The organism is Nostoc sp. (assembly GCF_041747015.1).
In the GTDB taxonomy this organism is placed as follows: domain Bacteria; phylum Cyanobacteriota; class Cyanobacteriia; order Cyanobacteriales; family Nostocaceae; genus Nostoc.
The window spans coordinates 1-22534 of sequence record NZ_JBGTFY010000408.1; the positions used below are offsets into that span (position 1 = coordinate 1).

Consider the following 22534-nt stretch of genomic DNA (forward strand, 5'->3'; position numbering starts at 1 on the left):
ACTTTACTCTGAGATTTCTGGTTCCAGTCGAAACGGTCAAATTACCACAACATTAGGAGCGGGGAGTTACTATATTGGAATTGGTCAAAACTCCAACAACGTCAACTCCAGCTATTCCCTACAGTTAGCAGCCACATCTGCACCTGCATCGATTCCCTCCAATCCTGGGAACACATTCACCACTGCTTACAATATTGGCACTCTGACTGGTAATAGGACTATCACAGAATTTGTCGGGAGTGTAGACCCACTAGATTACTACAAATTCTCCCTGACAGGCACAAATGATATTACTTTACTTGAGTGGAGTGACTCAAAACTATCTCTATGCCAAAATCTATTACGACAAGAATAATAATGGATTGATTGATACCGGAGAGGAACTTTATTCTGATGTTGCTGGTAATGGTCGTAACAGCCAAGTTACTAGAACTTTGCAGGCAGGAAATTACTATGTTGGAATTGGTCAAAACTCCAACAACGTCAACTCCAACTATTCCCTACAGTTAGTCAATATTACAAATCCTAACCCAAATATCACTCTCGCCGTAGGAAGTCCCCCTAGTGTCGCTGAAGATGGCACCACTAACCTAGTTTACACCTTCACCCGCACCGGCAGCACCACCAATGCCTTAACTGTGAACTATAGCGTTTCTGGCACAGCTACCTTAAACACCGACTACACTCAAACAGGTGCAGCCAGCTTTACAGCTACCACCGGAACAATTACCTTTGCAGCCGGAAGTAGTACAAAAACCCTAACCATTGACCCGACAGCAGACACCACTGTTGAAAGTAATGAAACAGTTGCTATCACTCTAGCAGCAAGCACTCGTTACACCATCGGCACTACAACAACCTTAACCGGAACTATTACTAATGACGATTCTGCCTCTATTAACATCAACCTCAGCAATAGCCCGACGATAAATGCAACGGGTGGCGCAGGTAATGACCGTCTCACTGGTAATACACTGAATAACACTTTGATTGGCGGTGACGGAAATGACCAACTGCAAGGGTTAGCAGGAAATGACACCCTTCAAGGAGGTAATGGTAATGATATTCTCACAGGTGGAATCGGTAATGACCAACTCTTAGGAGGACTGGGTGATGATATTCTGACTGGAGGAATCGGTAATGATAAATATGTATTCCAAAGTAGTGGGGTTTTTAGCACAAGCTTAGGTGTTGATTACATCACCGAGTTTGAAGCGGGACAAGACCAAATTGTGCTGAGTAAAACCACATTCAATACTGTTACTAATACTGTGGGACAGGCTTTAACTAACTTTTCAGTTGTCACTAATGATCAATTTGTCAACGCTAGTAATGCGCGTATTGTCTTTAGTCAAAATAGTGGCAGTTTATTCTATAACCGGGATGGCAATATTCTGGGTACAGGAACAGTGTTTGAGTTTGCTCGTTTAGGGAATCCTGATATTACTCTGAGTAGTAGTAATTTCAGTCTGATTGCTTAGGTTTTTAGGTATTAAGATGTAGAACATATTAATACCTTTGCCAAAAAAAGGTAATTTGGGCATTGCTGATTAGATATATGAATCTTGATGTAGAGACGTTGCAATGCAACGTCTCTACAAAGTTTTTCAAATCACGCAAAATAATTTTCATACCTGAATTTAGCAACGCCGTAATTTTGAGTAAATTACGGTTATAAAATCAAAAGCTTATAAAGGCAATTTGTATTGTTATCTTAAATTTACCGCGTCATATTTCAAGTTAGGTAAATTTGCATTAAGCAAGCTTTCAGTTCGCTGCTCTCGTTAACCAACTAAGAACTTTTTAATCGTAATTAATTATACTATTTATTTGCTAGATAATTGGGTTAGCTGACCAGGCAAAAAAAAGCAATATATGCTAAGATTGTATCAAAATATAGCAATTATTCAAGAGCAATTTAGGATAATTTTGCGCTTTGTTGAGTAAACAAGCTAAAATCTACGATTTTTGGAGATTTTTAGGTTATGACAACCTCACAGGAGAGGATTATCCCGATAGACTTGCGAACCGAAATGTCGCAGTCTTATCTGGAATACGCCATGAGCGTGATAGTGGGTCGGGCGCTGCCAGATGCCAGGGATGGTCTAAAACCTGTGCATCGTCGCATTCTCTACGCAATGCACGAGCTAGGTCTGCTCCACGATCGCCCTTTCAAAAAATGCGCCCGTGTAGTTGGGGAAGTGCTGGGTAAATATCACCCCCACGGCGATACGGCAGTCTATGATGCCCTAGTGCGGATGGCGCAGGATTTTTCGATGCGATCGCCCTTGGTTAACGGGCATGGTAACTTTGGTTCGGTAGACAACGATCCGCCAGCCGCAATGCGATACACAGAATGTCGCTTGCAAGCTCTAACTAGTGCTGGTCTACTGCACGACATCGAATTGGAAACTGTAGACTTTGCCGATAACTTCGACGGTTCTCAGCAAGAACCGACAGTTTTACCGGCCCGGATTCCCCAATTATTGCTCAACGGTTCCTCTGGGATTGCCGTGGGCATGGCAACCAACATTCCCCCCCACAATTTGGGCGAATTGATTGATGCTTTGGTGGCAGTGATCCACAATCCAGAAATTACCGATCTCGAATTAATGCAGTATGTCCAAGGCCCCGACTTTCCCACTGGGGCGCAGATTTTGGGGACATCTGGCATTCGAGAAGCTTACACCACCGGGCGGGGTTCCATTACCATGCGTGGTGTAGCTAACATTGAAACCGTTGAACAGCGAGGACGGCCAGATAGAGAAGCAATTATCATCACCGAATTGCCCTATCAAACCAACAAAGCGGCGCTGATTGAAAAAATCGCCGAAATGGTGAACGAAAAGCGTCTAGAGGGGATTGCAGATATCCGGGATGAAAGCGATCGCGACGGGATGCGAGTTGTCATCGAACTCAAGCGTGATGCTTATCCTCGCGTCGTTTTAAACAACCTCTACAAGCAAACGCCACTGCAAGCCAACTTTGGCGCAAATATGCTGGCGTTGGTGAATAGCGAACCCCAAGTACTCACCCTCAAGCAGTTTTTAAGCGTCTTCTTGGATTTTCGGATCGAATCCATTGTCAGACGCACCCGCTACGAACTGCGGAAAGCTGAGGAACGCGACCATCTCCTGCAAGGGTTATTAATTGCCCTTTCCCAGTTAGATCCAATTATTGTCTTGATTCGCCATGCACCAGATGCGCCCACAGCTAAAGGCGAATTAATCACAACTTACGGACTCTCGGAAGTGCAAGCAGATGCGATTTTGCAGATGCAATTACGGCGCTTGACTGCCTTAGAAGCAGACAAAATTCGTCTGGAACACGAGGAATTACAAACGAAGATTACCGACTTGCAAGATATTTTGGCACGACGGGAGAGAGTGCTAGAAATCATTGAAACCGAAGTCGCGCAACTAAAAACTAGCTTCGCCACACCCCGGCGCACGGTGATTTTACCAGGGGAAGGGGAATTAGATGACCGTGACCTAATTGCCAATGAAAAAGCGATCATTTTAGTTACAGAGCAAGGTTACATCAAACGGATGCCAGTCAACACCTTTGAAGCGCAAAGCCGTGCTACCAGAGGTAAAGCCGCAGCCAAGGTCAAAGATGATGACACCGTTGAGCATTTTTTGACTTGCTGCGATCACGACAGTATTTTATTCTTTAGCCAGCGTGGTGTCGTTTACTGCCTGAGAGCGTATCAAATTCCAGTGAGTTCGCGTACCAGTCGCGGCACACCAATTGTCCAAATGCTACCGATTCCCAAAGAGGAAAAAATCACTTCGATTGTACCCGTTGACGAGTTTAGCAACGAAGAATATTTGGTCATGCTCACCAAAGGCGGCAATATCAAGAAAACTGCATTGGCAGCCTTTAGCCACATTCGCGCCAATGGCTTGATTGCTATTTCCTTAGAAGAAGGCGACCAACTTCGCTGGGTGCGACGCGCGAAAGCAGAGGACAGTGTAATCATTGGTTCTCGTCACGGGATGGCGATTCATTTCCGGTGCAACCACGAACAATTGCGTCCTTTAAGTAGGGCGACTCGTGGGGTGAAAGCCATGAAACTCAAAAATAAAGATGAGCTGGTGGGTATGGATATTCTACCCGCAGCAATTCTTGCAACTTTGGAAACAGAAGTCGAAATTGAAGATATCGAAACCATCGAAACTATCGAAGCAGAAGATATCGAAACCATCGAAACCATCGAAACAGAAGATATCGAAACTATCGAAACTATCGAAATTAATGAAGAATCCGCAGAAGTATCTGGCAATGGCAGTATAGGACCTTGGGTGTTGGTAATTACAATGGCAGGATATGGTAAACGCGTACCAGTTGCCCAGTTCCGGCTGCAAAATCGTGCTGGTCAGGGTTTAATGGCAACCAAGTTCAAAAACCGCAAAAACAAAGACAAGTTGGCAACCCTACGCATTGTAAACGACGATGATGATGAAATGATGATGGTGACGAATCGCGGTATTATCATCCGTCAAGCATTGAATGCGATTTCTATCCAATCGCGATCGGCTACTGGAGTGAGAGTGCAGCGTTTAGATGAAGATGACGCTATTACCGGAGTGGCAATAGTTCCACCTGATGCTGTCGATGCAGAAGAAGCTGAATAAAAAGCAGGGGGAGAGGTTAACCGCCTTACTCCCTTACTTAATTGCCTTAGCTAGCGGCATTTTAATGGGGCTAACCGTCGCCCCTGTAGGTGCATGGTTCTTAGCCTGGATTGCCCTAGCTCCCCTCTGGGTGCTAGTTGTTGGTTATGCCAAACAGAAAAACCAATCTCCCCCTGCTCTCCTCTGGGGTATCGCTTATCACGGTATCGCCCTGTCCTGGATTACGGGAATCCACCCGATGACTTGGTTGGGCGTTCCGTGGTGGCCGAGCTTGGCAATTACACTTTTTTGTTGGGGATTTATCAGCCTGTTGGGAGGCGTATTTGTTACTATTTGGGCGGCTGTGATGGTTCGCCTGGGTGGGCAAAAACCGTGGCTACGTATACTGATTGGTACAGCCGTCTGGTGCGGTTTAGAGAGTCTATGGAGTGCCGGGCCTCTGTGGTGGAGTTCCCTGGCTTACACCCAAAGTCCGCATAATCTCGTTATTCTACACCTTGGCCAACTCTCTGGGCCTAATACTGTGACGGCGGCCATAGTTGCCGTGAATGGCTTGATTGCGGAAGGATGGATGAACCGCCCAGACGCAGAGGGCGCAGAGAGAATTTCCTCTGTGTCCTTTGCGCCTCTGCGGTTTGTTAATAAATACTGGGTTATTGCCACAGGATTATTAATTACTTTACACCTGATCGGTTTTATCTTATATACACGTCCGATCGCTCAATCACCAGAAACAGCTTTAAAAGTGGGGATTGTTCAGGGTAATATCCCAAACCGACTTTTACGAAGTTCCGAAGGGTTTCGTCGCGCTCAAGAAAACTACACCAGTGGGTATATAACTTTAGCAGATCAAGGTGTAGATGCAGTCCTCACCCCAGAAGGAGCTTTACCTATTTTCCAGCGTGACTTACTGGGAACTGCCTTAGTCGCAGCCGTAAAGGAAAAAGGCGTAGTTGCTTGGATTGGAGCTTTTGGCGAACGGGGAGATAGTTATACAATTAGTTTGTTTACTTTCAATAGTAAAGGTGAAATTGTCAGCCGCTACGACAAAGCTAAATTGGTACCTTTGGGAGAATATATTCCTTTTGAGGGAATTTTAGGCGGAATAGTTCAGCGCTTATCGCCTTTGGAGGCACACCAAGTTCCTGGTTCAGCAAATCAGCTATTTGACACTCCTTTTGGTCGGGCGATCGCTAGTATATGTTATGAATCTGCTTTTCCTGAACAATTTCGCCGTCAAGCTGCTGCGGGTGGGCAATTTATTCTCAGTTCTTCTAATGATGCTCATTACAGTGCATCTATGCCACTCCAGCACCATGCCCAGGATATCATGCGGGCAATTGAAACCGATAGATGGTCAGCACGGGCAACTAATACGGGATATTCAGCCTTTGTAGATCCTCACGGCAGAACTTTGTGGATATCTGGATATAATACCTACGAAATCCATGCTGAAACAATTTATCGGCGACAGACGCAAACTTTATATGTGCGTTGGGGTGATTGGTTAACACCGTTGTTGTTGATATTCTCTGGAGGAGCTTGGCTGGTAATTCAAACTATCGGTATCAAGAAATTCAGTAATTGATTCGTTAACAATTAGCGATCGCTTGACTACTTAAGTTTACCCTTGCCAGTGACCTAAGGGTTGAGCAGGGTGGAAGCGATCGCTATAGCAACTCTATCGTCCTATTTGTTTGGTTCTTTTTTCTCCTTTTTATCTTGGGGATCTTTTTTAGGTTTTTTAACTTCTTTATTGCTTTTTCTTTCTTTAGACATCAGCGTTCTCCAACTAGGTTAATCAGTCAAAACTTCCACATTCTGCCGTCAAAAAATCAGGGGTGATTTACCTGAGATTCTTTTAGGGCAAAAAATAAAGTATTAGACACGAATGCTACTAACTACCATGATAGGGTGTTGTTTCATTTTCTTCTTAAGTTGATTAAATGCGACACAAAACGTAGTCCTAACCGTTTTTATAACAACAGCAAATCAGCGCAATATCTCCGATATCCGCCTGATTTGAACTTGAGATTTTTTTTAAATATTTACCAGTTACATTTTTTAAGCTTTTTTGCTTATCAAACTCACTTTAATTAGTAATCACAGCTTTCATTAAATCAAAACTTGGGAGCATCTCGCCCTTACTATAGAAGGGTTTCCGTCCCCACCTCACAAGAAAAAAATTTAGTGTATTCAATTAATAAACGCTATACATTTTCGATGTGAGAAAAATTACATTTTGCTCGAAACTAATTACTTAAATGCACAGTTTTATCCAATTTACAATTATCCCTAATGCTGAGATTTTAAATTAAAATTTCACACTTAAGTTTAAAAAAGTGTACGAGCAATAATTCGCGGATTTTAAAGTGTTTTAATAAAGTTATTACCGAAAGTTTAGAGAAGCAAAAACATGAAAGGTTTCAGGAAGTTATCCTCAATAGCGATGTTGCTATTCGCCTTTGTGTCTCCGCCCTCATTAGCTGAAGCGAAGGATATTTCTTTAAGCAATGCTCCCAATGAACAGAGCGCTGCACCAGAAGGCAACCTAGTTGGAGATAAAACCGGAGAGCTTTTGATAGCTCAACGGCGGTTTAGACGATATCAGAATATCCGACGAGGACGATACCAAAATATCCAACGACGGCAGCCCTTTGGACGATACCAGAATATCCGACGAGGACGATATCAGAATATCCAACGACGGCAGCCCTTGGGACGATACCAGAATATCCGACGAGGAAGATACCAGAATATCCAACGACGGTAGCCCTTTGGACGATACCAAATGATCCGACGATGGTATTAATGATTGCTGATGCAAGCAACTAATGGTTAGTGGTTATTGATCGTTCTACTAACCACTAACCATTTATGCTGTTGCGTATTTAATTTGTATATTGGAAGCGGGCAAGATGCCCGCACTACAATAATTTTGCGTTTTCGTGTTATGCAATTTAGCGGCACATCAGCTTATGCTTACTTTTTAATGACTTGCTACTACCTCTCCTTCAAGGCGAACCAGTCGGTCTGCCAAAAGTTTCTCAAGGTCTTCTAGCGCCTTGGTGAAACCTTTAATGCCTTCATCTAGTTTGTCAGTTGCCATGCGGTCAGCTGCGTGCAGTTTCTCATAACTAGCTTTGTCAACGGCTATTTTTTCAATTGACAAATTGGCTGCCTTGGCAGGGTCGAGTTTGCGTGGCAATTCTTCAACAGTTGCCTGCAATTCAGCCAAAAGTGACGGGGAAATGGTCAGCAAATCACAACCTGCAAGTTCAGTAATTTCGCCAATGTTGCGGAAGCTAGCTCCCATAACTTCGGTTTTATAGCCGAATTTCTTGTAGTAGTTGTAGATTTTGGTGACAGACAAAACTCCTGGGTCTTCGGCGGCTGGGTAGCTATCGCGTCCGGTATCTTTTTTGTGCCAGTCAAGAATCCGACCAACAAAGGGAGAAATCAGAGTCACACCAGCTTCTGCACAGGCGATCGCTTGGTGAATACCAAACAACAGTGTAAGGTTACAGTGAATACCTTCTTTCTCCAGAACTTCCGCAGCGCGAATGCCTTCCCAGGTGGCGGCAATTTTAATCAAAACGCGATCGCGGTCAACTCCAGCAGCTTTATACTGAGCAATTAGTTCCCGTGCCATAGTCAGGGTAGCTTCGGTATCGTAAGACAAGCGAGCATCCACTTCTGTAGACACGCGACCGGGAATAATTTGCAAAATCTTTAATCCAAAGGCAACTGCCAAACGCTTAAAAGCTAGAGAAACTATCTCTGCTTGGGTGGCTCCGGCTCCAGCATCTTTCTTTGCCTGGAGTAAAGTATGATCAACAATTCCCTGATATCCTGCCATTTGCGCCGCCGCAGTAATCAGAGAAGGATTGGTGGTGGCGTCTTGGGGTTTGAATTTTTCAATTGCTTGGATATCCCCTGTATCTGAGACTACAACAGTCATTTCTCGCAATTGTTCTAGTAAGCTTTTAGACATAGAATACTCCGTGATGTTTGTTTAGGACTTACTTAAAGAGTGCTGACTTAAAGAGTGCTGAGTGCTGAGTGCTGAGTGCTGAGTTATTGTTCTTCTCCTTAGTCCCCAGTTACTAGTCACCACTCCTTACTCCCTACTCCCCAGTTCCTTTAATTCTGATTCTGGCAATTTTTTTGGATCATTGCCTAATTCTGCTTGCTATCTAGAGCCACAGCCCTATTCTAGATGTGTTATGCCGAAATTGGCTGTCCAATGGAGTGCACTTTGATTAAACTAGTTGTTCCCGATTTACCAATTGGAACGCCAGAGGTAATCACTACCTTATCGTCCTGATTCGCTAGACCCATTTCTACAACTGTGTTCACCACATTGGTAAACATCTCTTCGGCATTGTGAACTGGTGGAATCAGCAAAGGTTCTACACCCCAAGAAAGGGCTAGCTGGCGGTAAGCGGTGATATCAGGGGTTAGAGCAATAATAGGAGAAGTTGGCCGGTATTTAGATACCATTCTCGCCGTACTCCCGGAAGTTGTGTTACAGAGAATTGCCCGTGCGCCGGTTTCATAAGCAATGCGACACACTGATTCTGCCACGGATTCGGTGACGCTGAGGCTACCTGCCTCATGACACCAGGAATGTCTACTACCCTCATCCAAGGCTTGTTCTGTCCGAATAGCGATGTTGTGCATTATCTGGACGGCGGCAATGGGATATTGTCCGACAGCAGTTTCACCAGAAAGCATTACCGCATCAGTGCCATCCAAAATGGAGTTAGCAACATCCGTTGCTTCAGCGCGGGTGGGGTCGGGGGCGCTAATCATCGACTCTAGCATTTGCGTGGCTGTAATCACCGGCTTACCAGCATGATTGCAACGACGAATAATATCTTTTTGAATCATCGGCACTTCCTGAATCGGCACTTCAACTCCTAAATCGCCACGGGCAATCATAATTCCGTCGGCAACCTGCAAAATGGAGTCAAACTGCTCTACTGCCTCTGCTCTCTCGATTTTGGCAATTAAGCGGATGGAAGCACCAGCTGCTTCAATCATCCGCTTGGCGGGTTCTAAGTCTTGTGGCGATCGTACAAAGGACACCGCTACCCAGTCTACACCTAACTGAATCCCAAAGCGCAAATCTAGCAAGTCTTTTTCGGTGATGGAACTAACGGGTAAAGGAGTTTGTGGCAGGTTTACTCCCTTGTGCGTAGAAATTAACCCGCCAATTGTTACTTGTGCCCGAATGCGATCGGCATCGCGATCGGTGACAATCAACTTAACGCGACCATCATTAATCAAAATCGGTTCGCCTGGTCGCACCATTGCAAACAAAGTCGGCAATGGTAGGGGTATTTCGTTAATGCTTTCACCCTTTTCTTGCAAAACAAAGGTGACTTCACTACCAGCTTCCAGATTTAACCCTTCTGGTGGTAAAGTTCCCAAGCGAATCTTCGGACCACACAAGTCTTGCATAATTGCGATCGGCTTTTGCTGCTCAGTACTAATCTGCCTGAGATACTGAGCCGTTTGGGCATGGAATTCATAGGCTCCGTGAGAGAAATTCAACCGCGCCACATTCATTCCAGCTTCTACTAAGGCTTGCAGCTTTTCAAGCGCAGATGTAGCCGGCCCAACAGTACAAATGATTTTGGTTCGACGCATAGGGATTATGAGGTGAAGAGTCAATACGATTCGGTTAAGGGGGAAAGGGCAAAGGGAAAAGGTTTTGAATACATTTACTCTTTATCCCTTGAGCTTTCCCCAGACTATTAGGACTTACGCAAAAGTACACGCGCTCTGGGGCAATTCATGAATTGCCCCTACCTGAAAATAAGGGTTTCGGTTATCAAACAGAATTCAGGAGTCAGAATTCATTCTGAATTCTGTACGACTGGCGGATAGCGTAGCGGTAGCGAGTCCGCGATAGCGCTGCGCTATCGAGTGGCGGGTCTGAATCCCCTACTCATTGATTCTGACTCCTGTTAGCGATAGCGGGGCGATTAGCCCATTCTGGCTTCTGAATTCTTCTTCAATGTTTGCGTAAGTCCAGACTATAAACAAAGTGAAGAGTGCTTATCCAAACTGTATTGGGCGTAGACCGTCGTCTACAATCGCGCAAAGCATCCAAATTCAGACGTGTTTTATATCACTGCTTTGCTAAATAGAAATGCTAGATTGCGTTTTATTTTTGGGTATTTACTTACCATTTGACCCAAATTTCAAATCAAGGACTAGGGAATGGGTACTCGGAACTAGAGACTAGGAAAGAAACTTAATTACCAATGCCCAATGCCCCATGCCCAATGACTAATCAAACCACAGCAACAGCTGAAGCGAGTTTTTCTTTCTGTGACATAGACAACATTAAGTCAATCACACGATTCGAGTAGCCCCACTCGTTGTCATACCAGGCAATTACCTTAAAGAAATTTGAGTTTAACTCAATGCCAGCACCCGCGTCGAAGATACTAGAATGGGTATCGCCTTGAAAATCTGTGGAAACTACTTCTTCATCTGTATAGCCTAATATACCTATTAACGAACCTGCGGCAGCCTCCTTCATCGCAGCACAGATTTCTTGATAACTGGTGGCTTTGGCAGTTTTGAATGTTAAATCAACTACAGAGACATCGGGAGTCGGAACTCGGAATGCCATACCAGTTAACCTACCCTTCAATTCTGGTAAAACCAGTGCTACAGCTTTAGCTGCGCCTGTGGAGGAGGGAATAATATTCTGGGCTGCACCTCGTCCACCCCGCCAATCCTTCTTACTGGGTCCGTCTACAGTTGGCTGGGTGGCAGTCATGGCATGAACTGTGGTCATCAACCCTTCGGTTAACCCAAAGTTGTCATTGATCACCTTAGCTATAGGAGCTAGACAGTTTGTAGTGCAGCTAGCATTGGAGACAATAATATCCTTGTTGGGGTCAAATAGATGGTGATTGACACCCATTACTAGGGTAGGAACTGTATCTGGATCTTTAGTAGGAGCGGAAATTACTACTCGCTTTGCACCTGCTTTCAGGTGATTTGCAGCCCCTTCATAGGTAGTGAAGAGTCCCGTTGATTCTACGACATAATCTGCACCTAATTGTCCCCAAGGCAATTCTGCTGGATTCCTCACCGACATACAAGGAATAAAGTGCCCATCAACGAGGATACCATCTTCCTTGGCTTCAACTTTGAGCTTTAATTTACCGTGGGTTGAGTCATACTTTAATAGGTAAGCGAGGTTATCTGGTGGGACTAGATCGTTAATGCCCACAAACTCAATATTGGGGTTGTCGATGCCAGCACGAAATACAAGTCGCCCGATGCGACCGAAACCATTGATACCAACTTTTAATTTAGTCAAGATTAAACTTCCTATTGTGGAAAGTTGAACAAAAGAAGAAGTTAAAAGTCAAAATAGATTGCCTTCTACTCTTTACGTTCTGATCGTGACAGTATCAGTCAGCTAAAGCATATTTAATTGGCATCTTTTAAGGTTTGGGGCATTACTAAGATATAAGTCAGACTGCAACACACTTTAGTTAAGAAAAATAGTAAATTGGGTTGAGCAATAACGAAACTCAACAACTGGTTAAGAATGTTGGGTTTTGTTCCTCAACCCACCACACCAATTTTAGTTTTTAGCCTTAAATTAATCGTATTAGGTTATACCGAATATTGTGATGTTAAAGATAAATGTTGCTGTATTGATAATAAATGTTACAATGTTTTGGAGAAATATTGCAATGTTACTTATGAATATTGTGATCTTTTGGAGAAATGTTGCAGTATTGATGATGAGTGCTGTAATATTGCTTATGAATATTGCAATGTTGGTAAAAACAATTGCTACATTCAGAGTAACGACTGATAAAGTGGTGATCAAAGGTGAGCTAATAATTGCTCCCTAATTAAGCGATCGCATCTCTATAAACCAATACGCCCCCGCACGGTTACGCGGACTCGCTCTGCATGGCGCTAATGTAATTACATTATATAACGAGGATTTCTAACTAGGCACTCAATTCGTGCTGCCTGTAGAGGCAAGGGAATTAAACCCCCAAACTTTGTTAAAGTTATCAAACTCGGCAAGGGGGCTTAATTGTCATATAAATTTACTAGCGAATGCCGACGAAACCAGCTTGCTCAATAGCCCTTTGCCCTTGGTCAGTTAATAAAAGTTTGGCATAGGCATCCCCAATTTGCTGTTCCCGACCTTTATTCTGCTTAATAATCACAAACAAATTAGCAATAATCGGATAGCTGCCATTTTTGATCGCCTGAGTATTTAGCTGGTTGCGCTGACGTGGACACTGTTCAGCTGATACCATAGGTTCTCGATAGGGGGGAATTCCCTGACCAGAAGTGCGACCTAACAGCAAAGGCTTTACACTACATTGAAATACTACTGAACGGGCAGAAGCATAATACACACCACCAGGGGTTTTACTAAGTTGCCGCACTGCATCTGTAGTCGAGTAGATATACTGCACATTAGAGCCAAGTGCTTGCCCCTTCAGGTTGCTGTTGTTAGAAAATACTGTTGTATCTGCGTCTTCTGGTCGTTGGGACAAAGGAGTGATAGGTAAGTTTGGCCCACCGACTTGTTCCCAGTTAGTAATTTGCCCCAAATAAATTTTCTCCAATTGATCGACAGTTAAAGCTGATACATTCAGTGATGGGTTAACTACCACTGCTATGCCATCCATACCTACTTGACGTTGCTCAAGTGTAAAGCCTCGCTCTCTAGCAATCGCTTGTTCTTCATCTGTAAGGGGACGAGAGGACTGAGCAAAATCTAGTTGCCCATCAAGCAACATCCGAATACCTGAACTGGAACCAGGGCTACTATTAACAGGGTCTACGTAGCGCAATTGTAGTTCAGGGCGGGTGCTTTGGATTTGAGAATCTACCAATTGCCGAATAGATGCCCAAGCTGTACTACCGCCGTAGTTAAATGAGGCATTGGGAACCTCAGCAACCGTTTGAAAAGTTGATCCGGTACTAGAATCAGTGTTTAAACTTTGATTAGAGGAAGAGTTAGCGCTGCTACGGGAGGCTAAGTTCGGCTTGAGTAACCACCAAAGCAGTCCGCCAATAACTATAAGCGTCAGCACTTTACCAATAATCAAACCTCTAAGAAAGAGGGCGATTTCGCCGTTAATTAAAGGTTTTCTTTGATTTGTATTGTCCATATTTTTAAATGTTGTTTATTTTATTTATCGTACAGTAATCTCTAGACATTTAAATTTAAAACAAATCTATAATAGCCAGTTTGCGATCGCTGGCAGATAATTAACTCTTTTTAATGTAGTTAAATTTAACTTGCTCTTTTTTGGTCTTTGCGATTGTACAATCCTTTTTACAAACTATTCTGTTGGGTATTAATTTAGTTACTACTAGGCTATTCAGATTATTTAACTGTGACCCAACAAATTTTTCTATAAACATTTTTAGTTGAGTAGGTTGGTTAGGAAGCAATGTACCCGTATTCACAAATATATAGATTAAAACTATTACTATCAAACTAGTAGTAGCACCAAGACCGATCCCCAGGATCAAAAGAAAGTTTTTATAAGTTTGCAAATAGCTGTCATTAGTGTTTTGGTTGATGCCAGCAGATTGTGAGGAGTGTGACAACGCCAGATCAGAATTAAGGGCTTGGAGAGCTTCTGCGGCAGACTGGTAACGCTGGCTAAAGCGATCGCTAACCATTATATCTAAAACATTTGCTAAGGCATCGCTTACCTGTGCCTTATTTCGCCAGATAACTTCTCCGGTATTGGGATCTTCTTGTAGTTGCTCCGGTATTAAACCTGTTAAACCTTGAATGCCAATCATCCCTACTGCATAGATATCGCTGCAAAGTTTTGGTCTTCCTTTAGCCTGCTCACTAGGCATATAGCCAGGAGTCCCAACAATAACTGTTAAGCCTGCTCCCAAAGCCCCAATTTTTTTAATGCTGCCAAAGTCAATTAGCACAATTTTCTGATCAGAATGCCGCCGCATTATATTTTGTGGCTTAATATCCCGGTGAATAATGTTGTGTTCATGGACGAAGACTAGCACTTCCAGAATGTCTTTTAATAAATTTAAGACTGCATTTTCGTGTAGACGTTGACCTGGTACAATTTCTTGAGTCAAGGCATGACCGTCAATAAAGTCCTGGACTAAATAGAAATCTCCATCTTCATCAAAATGGGCAAATAGTCTCGGAATTTGGTCGTGGTTATTGCCTAACTGGTATAAAACTTCCGCTTCCCGATCAAATAGATTTTTAGCGATCGGTAGAATAGCCGGATTGGGATCTTTTGGGTGAAAATGTTTGACAACACAATAGGGTTTCCCTGGTAAATCTAGGTCTATGGCTAAGTAGGTATCACCAGAACCGCCACTTCCTAGCTCTTTGACAATCTCAAAGCGATTCCTAAGTGTTTTTCCGACGATAGAGCATTGACGCTTTTGGCGTTTCCCCGATGCTAACAAGTAAGTATCACCAGACTCTCCGCTTCCCAGCAGTTTGGCAGTCTCAAAGCGACTCTGAAGTTTTTTTCTGAGTAGAGGGTTCTGGCTCATATAGCGTATACTACCTGCTAAATTGCTGACCACTTAGAGCTTGGTGAGGTTGTAAATACCTGACGTTAGATTTGTTGGTATTTGACGCACTCAATTTTCCAGGCAACCTATGCTTTGGAGCAGTTTTATGGTTAGCCGCTTGATTGGTTCGTTTAGGACTTTTATAGACATCTTAATTTTATAAATATGTAATTATTTTAGCACGTAAGTAAATTTAACACTAATCTCGTCTTGTAGAAAAGTGAAGATGCTAAGACGTGATGGAATCTTTCTAAGTATGGCAGTTGGGGTTCAGTAGGCTGATTCATTCTGAGTGTTGATCCATGAACGTATTTTACACTTCGGCGATCGCGTGACCACTCTTTGGAGTACAGAAAAATTTACTGGTAAGATACTTTATATATGTATGTTATGTATGTCAACGATTCAATAAATAATATTGAGATTGTGTTCGCTAATGATACAAAAAGTATTTAAATAATATCAGGTGTTTAAAACTGACATTAATATTGGCAATTCCCCTATAGATTTTTAGAAATAGGGTGTTTTATAGTAAAAAGATTGATTCATTTATTGGATATAGGGAATGAAGAAGGGGAAAAGTTACAGGGATAGAGTTTATGAACTGTTCTTTGTCTTCTATTCCTAATCTTTCACCCTAATGTCAGACAAAAAAGGGGAATTCTGCCTAAGGGACTCGAAGCCTGCGTAAATCAGTATGGCCCGTGATGAGATGCCAAAGCGTATCTTAATCATTTGTGGGTGTTGGCAGACTCAACTTCCAATTGGCTAGAGTACGGCAGAGTTATGACCCTTAGCATTACAGATTCAGCGGTGAAGGCTGCGTTAGCAGCTGTTGCATCGGAGTCAGCCACAGCAGAGGAAAAAATCCAGATGCTGATTGAGATAGCGCAGGGTTTTCAAAAAAAGCCCAAAACTGCCCAAGACTTGCGGAATGCAGTTGGTTTGTATTACCGGGCATATCAGATGTGTGGTGAAGAGTATCCCCTACTGAAAGCCAGGGCGCAAGTGGGGATGTCAGGAACGTTACAGGCAATACCGGATGCTGATTACCAACTGCTGCTGCAAGCGAAAGCAGGTTATGAAGAGTCGTTACCAATTTTACAACAATTAGCAACGCCTCAGGAAGTGGCAGAAACGCAAATGAATTTTGGGCTGGTGTTGCAGTCGCTTGTACCATTCAATTTGGCACGGATAACTGACAGCATCCAAGCTTATCATGAGGCGTTGCGGGTGTTTACTTGGGAAGATTACCCGCAGGAATACGCGATATTATATAACAATATTGCGATCGCTTACCTTTCTATGCCCCTAGCATCAGAACGGGAATACTTGCGTCAAGGGTTAGCTGTGCAATCATTTGAGGTGGCGTTAAAGCATATTAATTTGATTGATCATCCTAGAGAATATGCGATGTTGCAAAACAATTTGGGTAACGCTTTGCAATATTTAGTGAGTTCCCATCCTGTGGAGAATAATTTAAGAGCGATCGTAGCTTACGATGAGGCGCTAAAAGTGCGTAACTCCAAAGATACACCTCTAGAGTACGCTAACACAATTTCTAACAAAGCCAACGCTCTATTCAACTTATCAGACGACCAGGAAAAACCAGAAGTTGGTAATCCTAAAAATCTTTCGCAAGCGCGTACCTACTATCAGGACGCTTTAGAAATATTTACCAAATACCAACAAATTGGACAAGCAGAGGTAGTAGCCCAAGCGCTACAAGATGTAGAAGCGGAAATGAAGGGTTAGGAATTATATATCTAATTTAATTCCTAACTGTTCACTTTAACAAGGATGACAAAACAACATGAGAGATATTTTGACCAGCACTGCTTTAAGAGATTTTCTTACAAGTTTAGCAAATGGTGACTTAAATATAGCAACAGAATTCGTGTGGTTAGTCATAGCAACAGCCTTGTCTATGGTCGGCGGTGCAATTGGTGGAATGCTGTTAGCTGGAAAAGATATAGGTTATCAGTTTTCAGCAATGCTTGGTGCATTATTTGCCCCTGCGGGTGTAATTCCCGCCATCCTCTTAGGGCTTACTGTCTTAAATTTGTTAACCAATTATTAGGAGAAAATATGTTAGAGATAGGATGGTTTTCTGCCAAGTTATTTTTTAAAGGAAAGCTTCTACGCGACCCAATGTATTTTGTCAAGCAAACTACTATTGGTATTGCTGTGGGTTTTTTACTGCTAGTGTTACTCGCACAAGCTCCAATTCCTTTCTACTTACCAATAATATTATCTAGCTTAGTGACAGGCATGATTATGCCATTTCTCCTGAAGGATTTCAAAATGAAGTGAATTGTCATTAGTCATTAATCATTAGTCCTTTGTTAGTTGTTTTTCCAATGCCCCATGCCCAATTTTGGATTTGCAATTTTAGATTGTTCAATCCAAAATCGTTCGACTGAGCGTACCCCTACGGGGAAGCAAGCTACGCGTAGCGTCTCGTAGAGAAGTCGAAGTCCAAAATTTAAAATCCTTCTGCACCATGACTAACCTTGAAGAATTAGTTCAGGAAATTAACCGCTTTGAGGCAATTATATCCGAGTGGGATGAAAGCCAACGATGCGTAGCAGTGGGTTTAAAAAGAGCAATTGAAGCTTTGCATAAAGCAGCATTGACTAATTTGATTAAAAGCCTAAAACAAGAATCAATGTCAGCTTTGCGTCATGCTGTTGCTGATGAAGTAGTTTATGCAGTGCTACTGTATCACGAGCTAGTCAAACCACCAAAGCTCCCGCTTTCACAACGTGTTGAGACAGCCCTTGAAGAAGTTCGCCCAGGTTTAAAAAGCCATAATGGGGATGTAGAACTAGTGGCAATTAAACTACCAGATACAGTAGAAGTCAAATTAATCGGAACTTGCAGCAGTTGTCCGGCTTCTACTTTGACTTTATCTCAAGGAGTAGAACAGGCAATCAAAAACCATTGTCCTGAAATTACCAAAGTGGTCGCCGTCAATAACAACCCTAGTGTTAACAACGCGAATTCTGGTTTAATAAGTCCATTTGCTTCAAAAACAACTTCTACTTGGATCAAAGTAGTAACTATTGATCAAGTTCCTGAACTTAGTGTATTGGCAGTACAACTTGCTGGTAATTTACTTATTTTACATCGTCAAGGTGTTACAGTAAAATGTTACCGTAATGCTTGCACTCATCTAGGATCTCCCCTAGAAAAGGGTAAGGTTGAAAATGGTATTATTACCTGTCCTTCCCACGGATTTCAGTACAAATTAGAGACAGGTGAATGCTTAACAGCACCTGATATTTCGCTTCAGTCGTATCCAGTAGAGATTAAAGACGATAAGGTTTTTGTGAAACTGCAACAATGATGCCGCGAAGGTAATATCTTAGCAAATATACTTGATCATTAGGAAATCACGGCTACTTTGCTTTTTTATTTCAGTAGTTCGCGCATTGATTTTAGTGTTTTGTGCAAGTAAATCCCTGAATGCTTTCTCATTTGTGTAATTCAGTTATTTATTTTAGTGTTTTAAGAAAGCAAAATGGCTGATTACTTTCTCAAAATGCCTAAATGTTTACTCAAAATGGCATTTGACTTACTTATTTTGGTGTTTTCCGCAAGTCAAATGCCTAAATGCTTACTCAAAATGCTATTTTGCTTTCTTATTTCAGTACATCGCGCACTCATTAAAAATCTCGCTGTGTAGTAAAAGCTACGAAAGATTTACCGAAGTTTTATCAGATTTATTAATACGGAAGTTTTTAAAGGTTTTAACTTAATTTGACGTGAGTTCGATGGTTTATATAGTGTGCGCCTAATTAGCTGAATAAAAAGACTCTTCCTGGTTTTTCTACGCAAAACCTTCCCTCTCCGACTGAAGAGTGACAGACTTGAACTAAAGTTTAAAGCAGGGAGAGATTTGTCAAACTCACGTTGATTTGGAATAAAAACATAATGTAAAATTGTTACTGTTGTTACACGCTGTTAAACATTAATGTTTTTAAATAATTATCAGCGTCTATCTGCGGTTCATGGATATCCCTATTACAATTAATCCCATCTCACAATTACCGCCAGAAGCAACAGAAGTTTCTCAATATTTACCTCTATCACCTCAAGGTACAGAGGTAATTTTAGGTAACATTATTGAACCACAACAATTAGTGATACCTGTAGCACCCAGTTCCACAACAATGTTCGGGCCTCGTGCTGCTTGTTTGTTATCAGAAACAGGCCCATTATGGGTATCAGATACGGGACATCATCGATTATTGGGATGGCAGAATTTACCCACAAGAGATAGTCAACCCGCTGATTGGGTAATTGGACAACCTGACTTTTATCATGAGGGACAAAATGCTAAAACTACACCGGGAAGGGCAACTTTAAGTGTACCAACAGGGATTTGTGCTTGCAGCGAAGGGTTAGCTGTAGCAGATGCTTGGAATCATCGGGTTTTGATTTGGAAAAACTTACCAGAAGATAGCAATGTTCCAGCAGATTTGGTGTTAGGGCAACTTAATTTTACCGATAATGAACCAAATCGAGGAAATCAACAAGCATCTGCTAGTACAATGCACTGGCCTTATGGTGTTTACTATCATCAAGGACGGCTATTTATTGCTGATACTGGTAATCGAAGAGTATTAATTTGGCATCAATTACCAACAGAAAATGGTCAACCTGCTGATTTAGTTTTGGGACAGCCTGATATGATATCTCGCAATGAAAACGGCGGTGATTCTCCAACCGCAGCGAGTATGCGTTGGTGTCACGATATCACCTTTTGGGGAGATAATTTGGTTGTCACCGATGCAGGTAATCACCGGGTAATGATTTGGCAAGGAATACCAACAGAAAATAATACCCCTTGTACAGTAGTTTTAGGACAAAAAAACTTTGATAATGTGGAAATGAATCAAGGAGTTTATTTACCAAGTGCTAGTAGTTTGAGTATGCCTTATGGTGTTGGTATTGCTGATGATTGGTTAATAGTTGCAGATACTGCTAATTCTCGTTTGTTAGGATGGAAAAAAGTAGAATCTATTCTATCATTACAAGGTGCGACAGCGAATGGTCTTGCAGGACAAATAAATTTTCAAAATAAAGGTGAAAATCGTAATTTCGGATTACCTAAACGAGATAGCTTAAATTGGTGTTATGGCATAAAAATTTGTGGCAAAACGGCGATAATAGCTGATTCTGGAAATAACCGAATATTGCTGTGGCAGTTTAACTATGCCGACTGAAGAAATTAGAGTTTGTGGTACTGTTCAAGGAGTAGGATTTCGCCCTACTGTATATCGTCTTGCTAAAGCCTGCGGTTTGCGTGGAGATGTTTGTAATGATGGACAAGGTGTATTAATTCGGGTATCTGGTAGTGAGGAAGCAATAACCGAATTTGTTGCCAGATTACAAACAGAATGTCCACCGTTGGCAAGAATTAATCAACTAACAAGAATTATTTATGAAGGTGAATTGAAATTTGATAATTTTGTCATTTCTAGTAGTGTCAGTAATGCCATTAAAACAGAAATTACCCCTGATGCAGCCACTTGTCCACAGTGTCAACAAGAAATATTCAACCCATTTAGCCGCTTTTATCGCTACCCCTTTACTAACTGCACTCATTGCGGTCCTCGCCTGAGTATTATTCGTGCGATTCCTTACGACAGATGCAATACCAGTATGTCTGCGTTTGTGATATGTCCTGAATGTGCAAAGGAATACCACGATGTCGAAAACCGCCGTTTTCACGCCCAACCTGTAGCTTGTCATGCTTGCGGCCCCAAAGCTTGGTTAGAACGCGCTGATGGTAAATCGGTTACTGCTTCTATGTTCTCCATGTTGGATGATGTTGATGCTGTTTGTACTCTGTTGCAAAAGGGTGAGATTGTGGCAATTAAAGGATTAAGTGGCATTCATCTTGCTTGCGATGCGACTCAGGAAACTGCTGTCCAAAAACTGCGTCAGCGCAAAAGGCGCTATCATAAACCCTTTGCTTTAATGGCGCGAGATATTGAAATAATTGAACAATATTGTACTGTCAACGCCAAAGAAAAAGAGTTATTGACAAGTTCTGCTGCACCAATTATTTTGCTACAAGCGTCAGGTAAAAAAGTACTAGCGTCATCAGTTGCATCAGGGCAAAATACCCTGGGTTTCATGCTACCTTATACGCCTTTACATCATTTAATTCTGCGGCGGATGAATCGCCCAATTGTTTTAACAAGTGGCAATATTGCTGATGAACCGCAATGTATTGATAATGATGAGGCAAAAGAAAAATTAGGGACAATCGCTGATTATTTTCTCTTTCACAATCGGGAGATTATTAATCGGGTAGATGATTCGGTGGTGCGGGTTATCGGCGATAAAGCCCAAACAATTCGGCGTGCTAGAGGATATGCACCAGCACCAATTAGTTTACCACCAGGATTTCACAATGTACCGCAAATTGTAGCAATGGGTAGTCAGTTAAAAAACACCTTTTGCTTATTGCATGAAGGAGAAGCAATTCTTTCTCAACATCTGGGAGATTTAGAAAATGCTGCGGCTTTCAATGCTTACCACGACACTTTGAATTTATACTTAAATTTATTTGAACATCAACCAGAAGTAATTGCCATAGATAAACATCCTAAATATCTTTCTAGTAAGCTTGGTAAAGAACTTGCGGACACAAATCAAATCAAAATTTCCCAAATCCAACATCATCACGCGCATATCGCCGCTTGCATGGCAGAAAATGGTATTCCTTTAGATTCATCTCCAGTATTAGGCATTGCTTTAGATGGCTTAGGTTACGGTGATGATGGTACACTCTGGGGCGGAGAATTTCTTTTAGCAGATTACCGTAAATTTCAGCGATTAGCAACATTTAAACCAGTCGCAATGATTGGTAGTGAACAAGCAATTTATCAGCCTTGGCGTAATACCTACGCTCAATTAATATCTGCTAACCTTTGGGATGATTGCCAACAACAATATGCTGATTTAGAAATCGTAAAATTTCTGAATAAAAAACCACTAAAGCTACTCAATCAACTTATTAAGAAAGGGATTAACTCTCCTCTAGCTTCCTCAGTGGGGCGGTTGTTCGATGCAGTGGCGGCGGCTATGGGTATTTATAGAGATGAATGTAGCTATGAAGGACAAGCTGCGATCGCATTGGAAGCTATAGTAGATGTTAGCAGCTTAAATAATCATAAAGAAACGCTAATATATCCTTTTAGTTTTAGCTTTTCAGATAGTATTTATTGTATAGATCCTTGTCCAATGTGGCAAGCCTTACTCAATGACTTACAGCAGCAGATTCCACAACCAGTGATTGC

The 22534-nt window shown here is 42.2% G+C and carries 15 protein-coding genes and 1 pseudogene; 11 read left to right on the forward strand and 5 right to left on the reverse strand.

Annotated elements, in window-relative coordinates:
- From ACEW80_RS31895 to ACEW80_RS31915, 5 genes and pseudogenes are all read left to right on the forward strand, one after another.
- Window positions 1–355 (forward strand): annotated as a pseudogene (locus tag ACEW80_RS31895) (hypothetical protein); the annotation flags it as partial.
- A complete protein-coding gene (locus tag ACEW80_RS31900; RefSeq protein ID WP_373530449.1) occupies window positions 309–1481 on the forward strand; it encodes a calcium-binding protein in 1173 nt (390 codons plus the stop codon). The pseudogene ACEW80_RS31895 and the gene ACEW80_RS31900, both read left to right, overlap by 47 nt.
- A 504-nt stretch (window positions 1482–1985) precedes the next feature.
- Complete coding sequence (gene gyrA, locus ACEW80_RS31905; protein WP_373530450.1) at window positions 1986–4637, forward strand: DNA topoisomerase (ATP-hydrolyzing) subunit A; 2652 nt, start codon at window positions 1986–1988, stop codon at window positions 4635–4637.
- The gene (lnt, locus tag ACEW80_RS31910; RefSeq protein ID WP_373530451.1) at window positions 4618–6225 is read left to right on the forward strand and encodes an apolipoprotein N-acyltransferase; all 1608 of its coding nucleotides are present in this window, start codon (window positions 4618–4620) and stop codon (window positions 6223–6225) included. Before gyrA ends, lnt begins: the two co-directional genes overlap by 20 nt.
- Window positions 6226–7053: 828 nt before the next feature.
- Complete coding sequence (locus ACEW80_RS31915; protein ID WP_373530452.1) at window positions 7054–7410, forward strand: hypothetical protein; 357 nt, start codon at window positions 7054–7056, stop codon at window positions 7408–7410.
- Between the two features lie 216 nt (window positions 7411–7626).
- Here the strand turns inward: ACEW80_RS31915 and ACEW80_RS31920 are convergent, their stop codons facing one another.
- The 5 genes from ACEW80_RS31920 to ACEW80_RS31940 all read right to left on the reverse strand — a co-directional run bounded on the left by ACEW80_RS31920 (window position 7627) and on the right by ACEW80_RS31940 (window position 15197).
- Entirely contained in the window at window positions 7627–8631 is a 1005-nt protein-coding gene (locus ACEW80_RS31920) for a transaldolase (RefSeq protein ID WP_373530453.1), read from the reverse strand.
- 230 nt (window positions 8632–8861) lie between these two features.
- On the reverse strand, window positions 8862–10292 hold the full coding sequence (pyk, locus tag ACEW80_RS31925) for a pyruvate kinase (protein WP_373530454.1): 1431 nt from the start codon (window positions 10290–10292) through the stop codon (window positions 8862–8864).
- Window positions 10293–10941: 649 nt separating this feature from the next.
- A complete protein-coding gene (gene gap, locus ACEW80_RS31930; RefSeq protein ID WP_373530455.1) occupies window positions 10942–11985 on the reverse strand; it encodes a type I glyceraldehyde-3-phosphate dehydrogenase in 1044 nt (347 codons plus the stop codon).
- Window positions 11986–12739: 754 nt separating this feature from the next.
- Window positions 12740–13816, reverse strand: a complete 1077-nt coding sequence (locus ACEW80_RS31935) for a PstS family phosphate ABC transporter substrate-binding protein (RefSeq protein WP_373530456.1) — start codon at window positions 13814–13816, stop codon at window positions 12740–12742.
- Between the two features lie 100 nt (window positions 13817–13916).
- Window positions 13917–15197 (reverse strand): protein kinase, encoded by a 1281-nt coding sequence (locus tag ACEW80_RS31940; RefSeq protein WP_373530457.1) that lies wholly within the window; start codon window positions 15195–15197, stop codon window positions 13917–13919.
- An 807-nt stretch (window positions 15198–16004) separates the two neighbouring features.
- Between ACEW80_RS31940 and ACEW80_RS31945 the strand changes: the two genes are divergently transcribed.
- The 6 genes from ACEW80_RS31945 to hypF form a co-directional block, all read left to right on the forward strand.
- Window positions 16005–16973 carry a hypothetical protein gene (locus ACEW80_RS31945; RefSeq protein ID WP_373530458.1) on the forward strand — a complete coding sequence of 323 codons (969 nt, stop codon included), beginning with the start codon at window positions 16005–16007 and terminating at the stop codon, window positions 16971–16973.
- 58 nt (window positions 16974–17031) lie between these two features.
- The gene (locus ACEW80_RS31950; RefSeq protein ID WP_373530459.1) at window positions 17032–17298 is read left to right on the forward strand and encodes a hypothetical protein; all 267 of its coding nucleotides are present in this window, start codon (window positions 17032–17034) and stop codon (window positions 17296–17298) included.
- A gap of 8 nt (window positions 17299–17306) precedes the next feature.
- Window positions 17307–17531, forward strand: coding sequence for a hypothetical protein (locus ACEW80_RS31955; protein WP_292829464.1), 225 nt, complete (start codon window positions 17307–17309; stop codon window positions 17529–17531).
- Window positions 17532–17721: 190 nt separating this feature from the next.
- Window positions 17722–18567 carry a NifU family protein gene (locus ACEW80_RS31960; RefSeq protein ID WP_373530460.1) on the forward strand — a complete coding sequence of 282 codons (846 nt, stop codon included), beginning with the start codon at window positions 17722–17724 and terminating at the stop codon, window positions 18565–18567.
- Window positions 18568–19231: 664 nt separating this feature from the next.
- On the forward strand, window positions 19232–20449 hold the full coding sequence (locus ACEW80_RS31965) for a hypothetical protein (RefSeq protein ID WP_373530461.1): 1218 nt from the start codon (window positions 19232–19234) through the stop codon (window positions 20447–20449).
- On the forward strand, window positions 20439–22534 hold a 2096-nt coding region (gene hypF, locus ACEW80_RS31970; RefSeq protein WP_373530462.1), incomplete at its 3' end, for a carbamoyltransferase HypF. The genes ACEW80_RS31965 and hypF, both read left to right, overlap by 11 nt.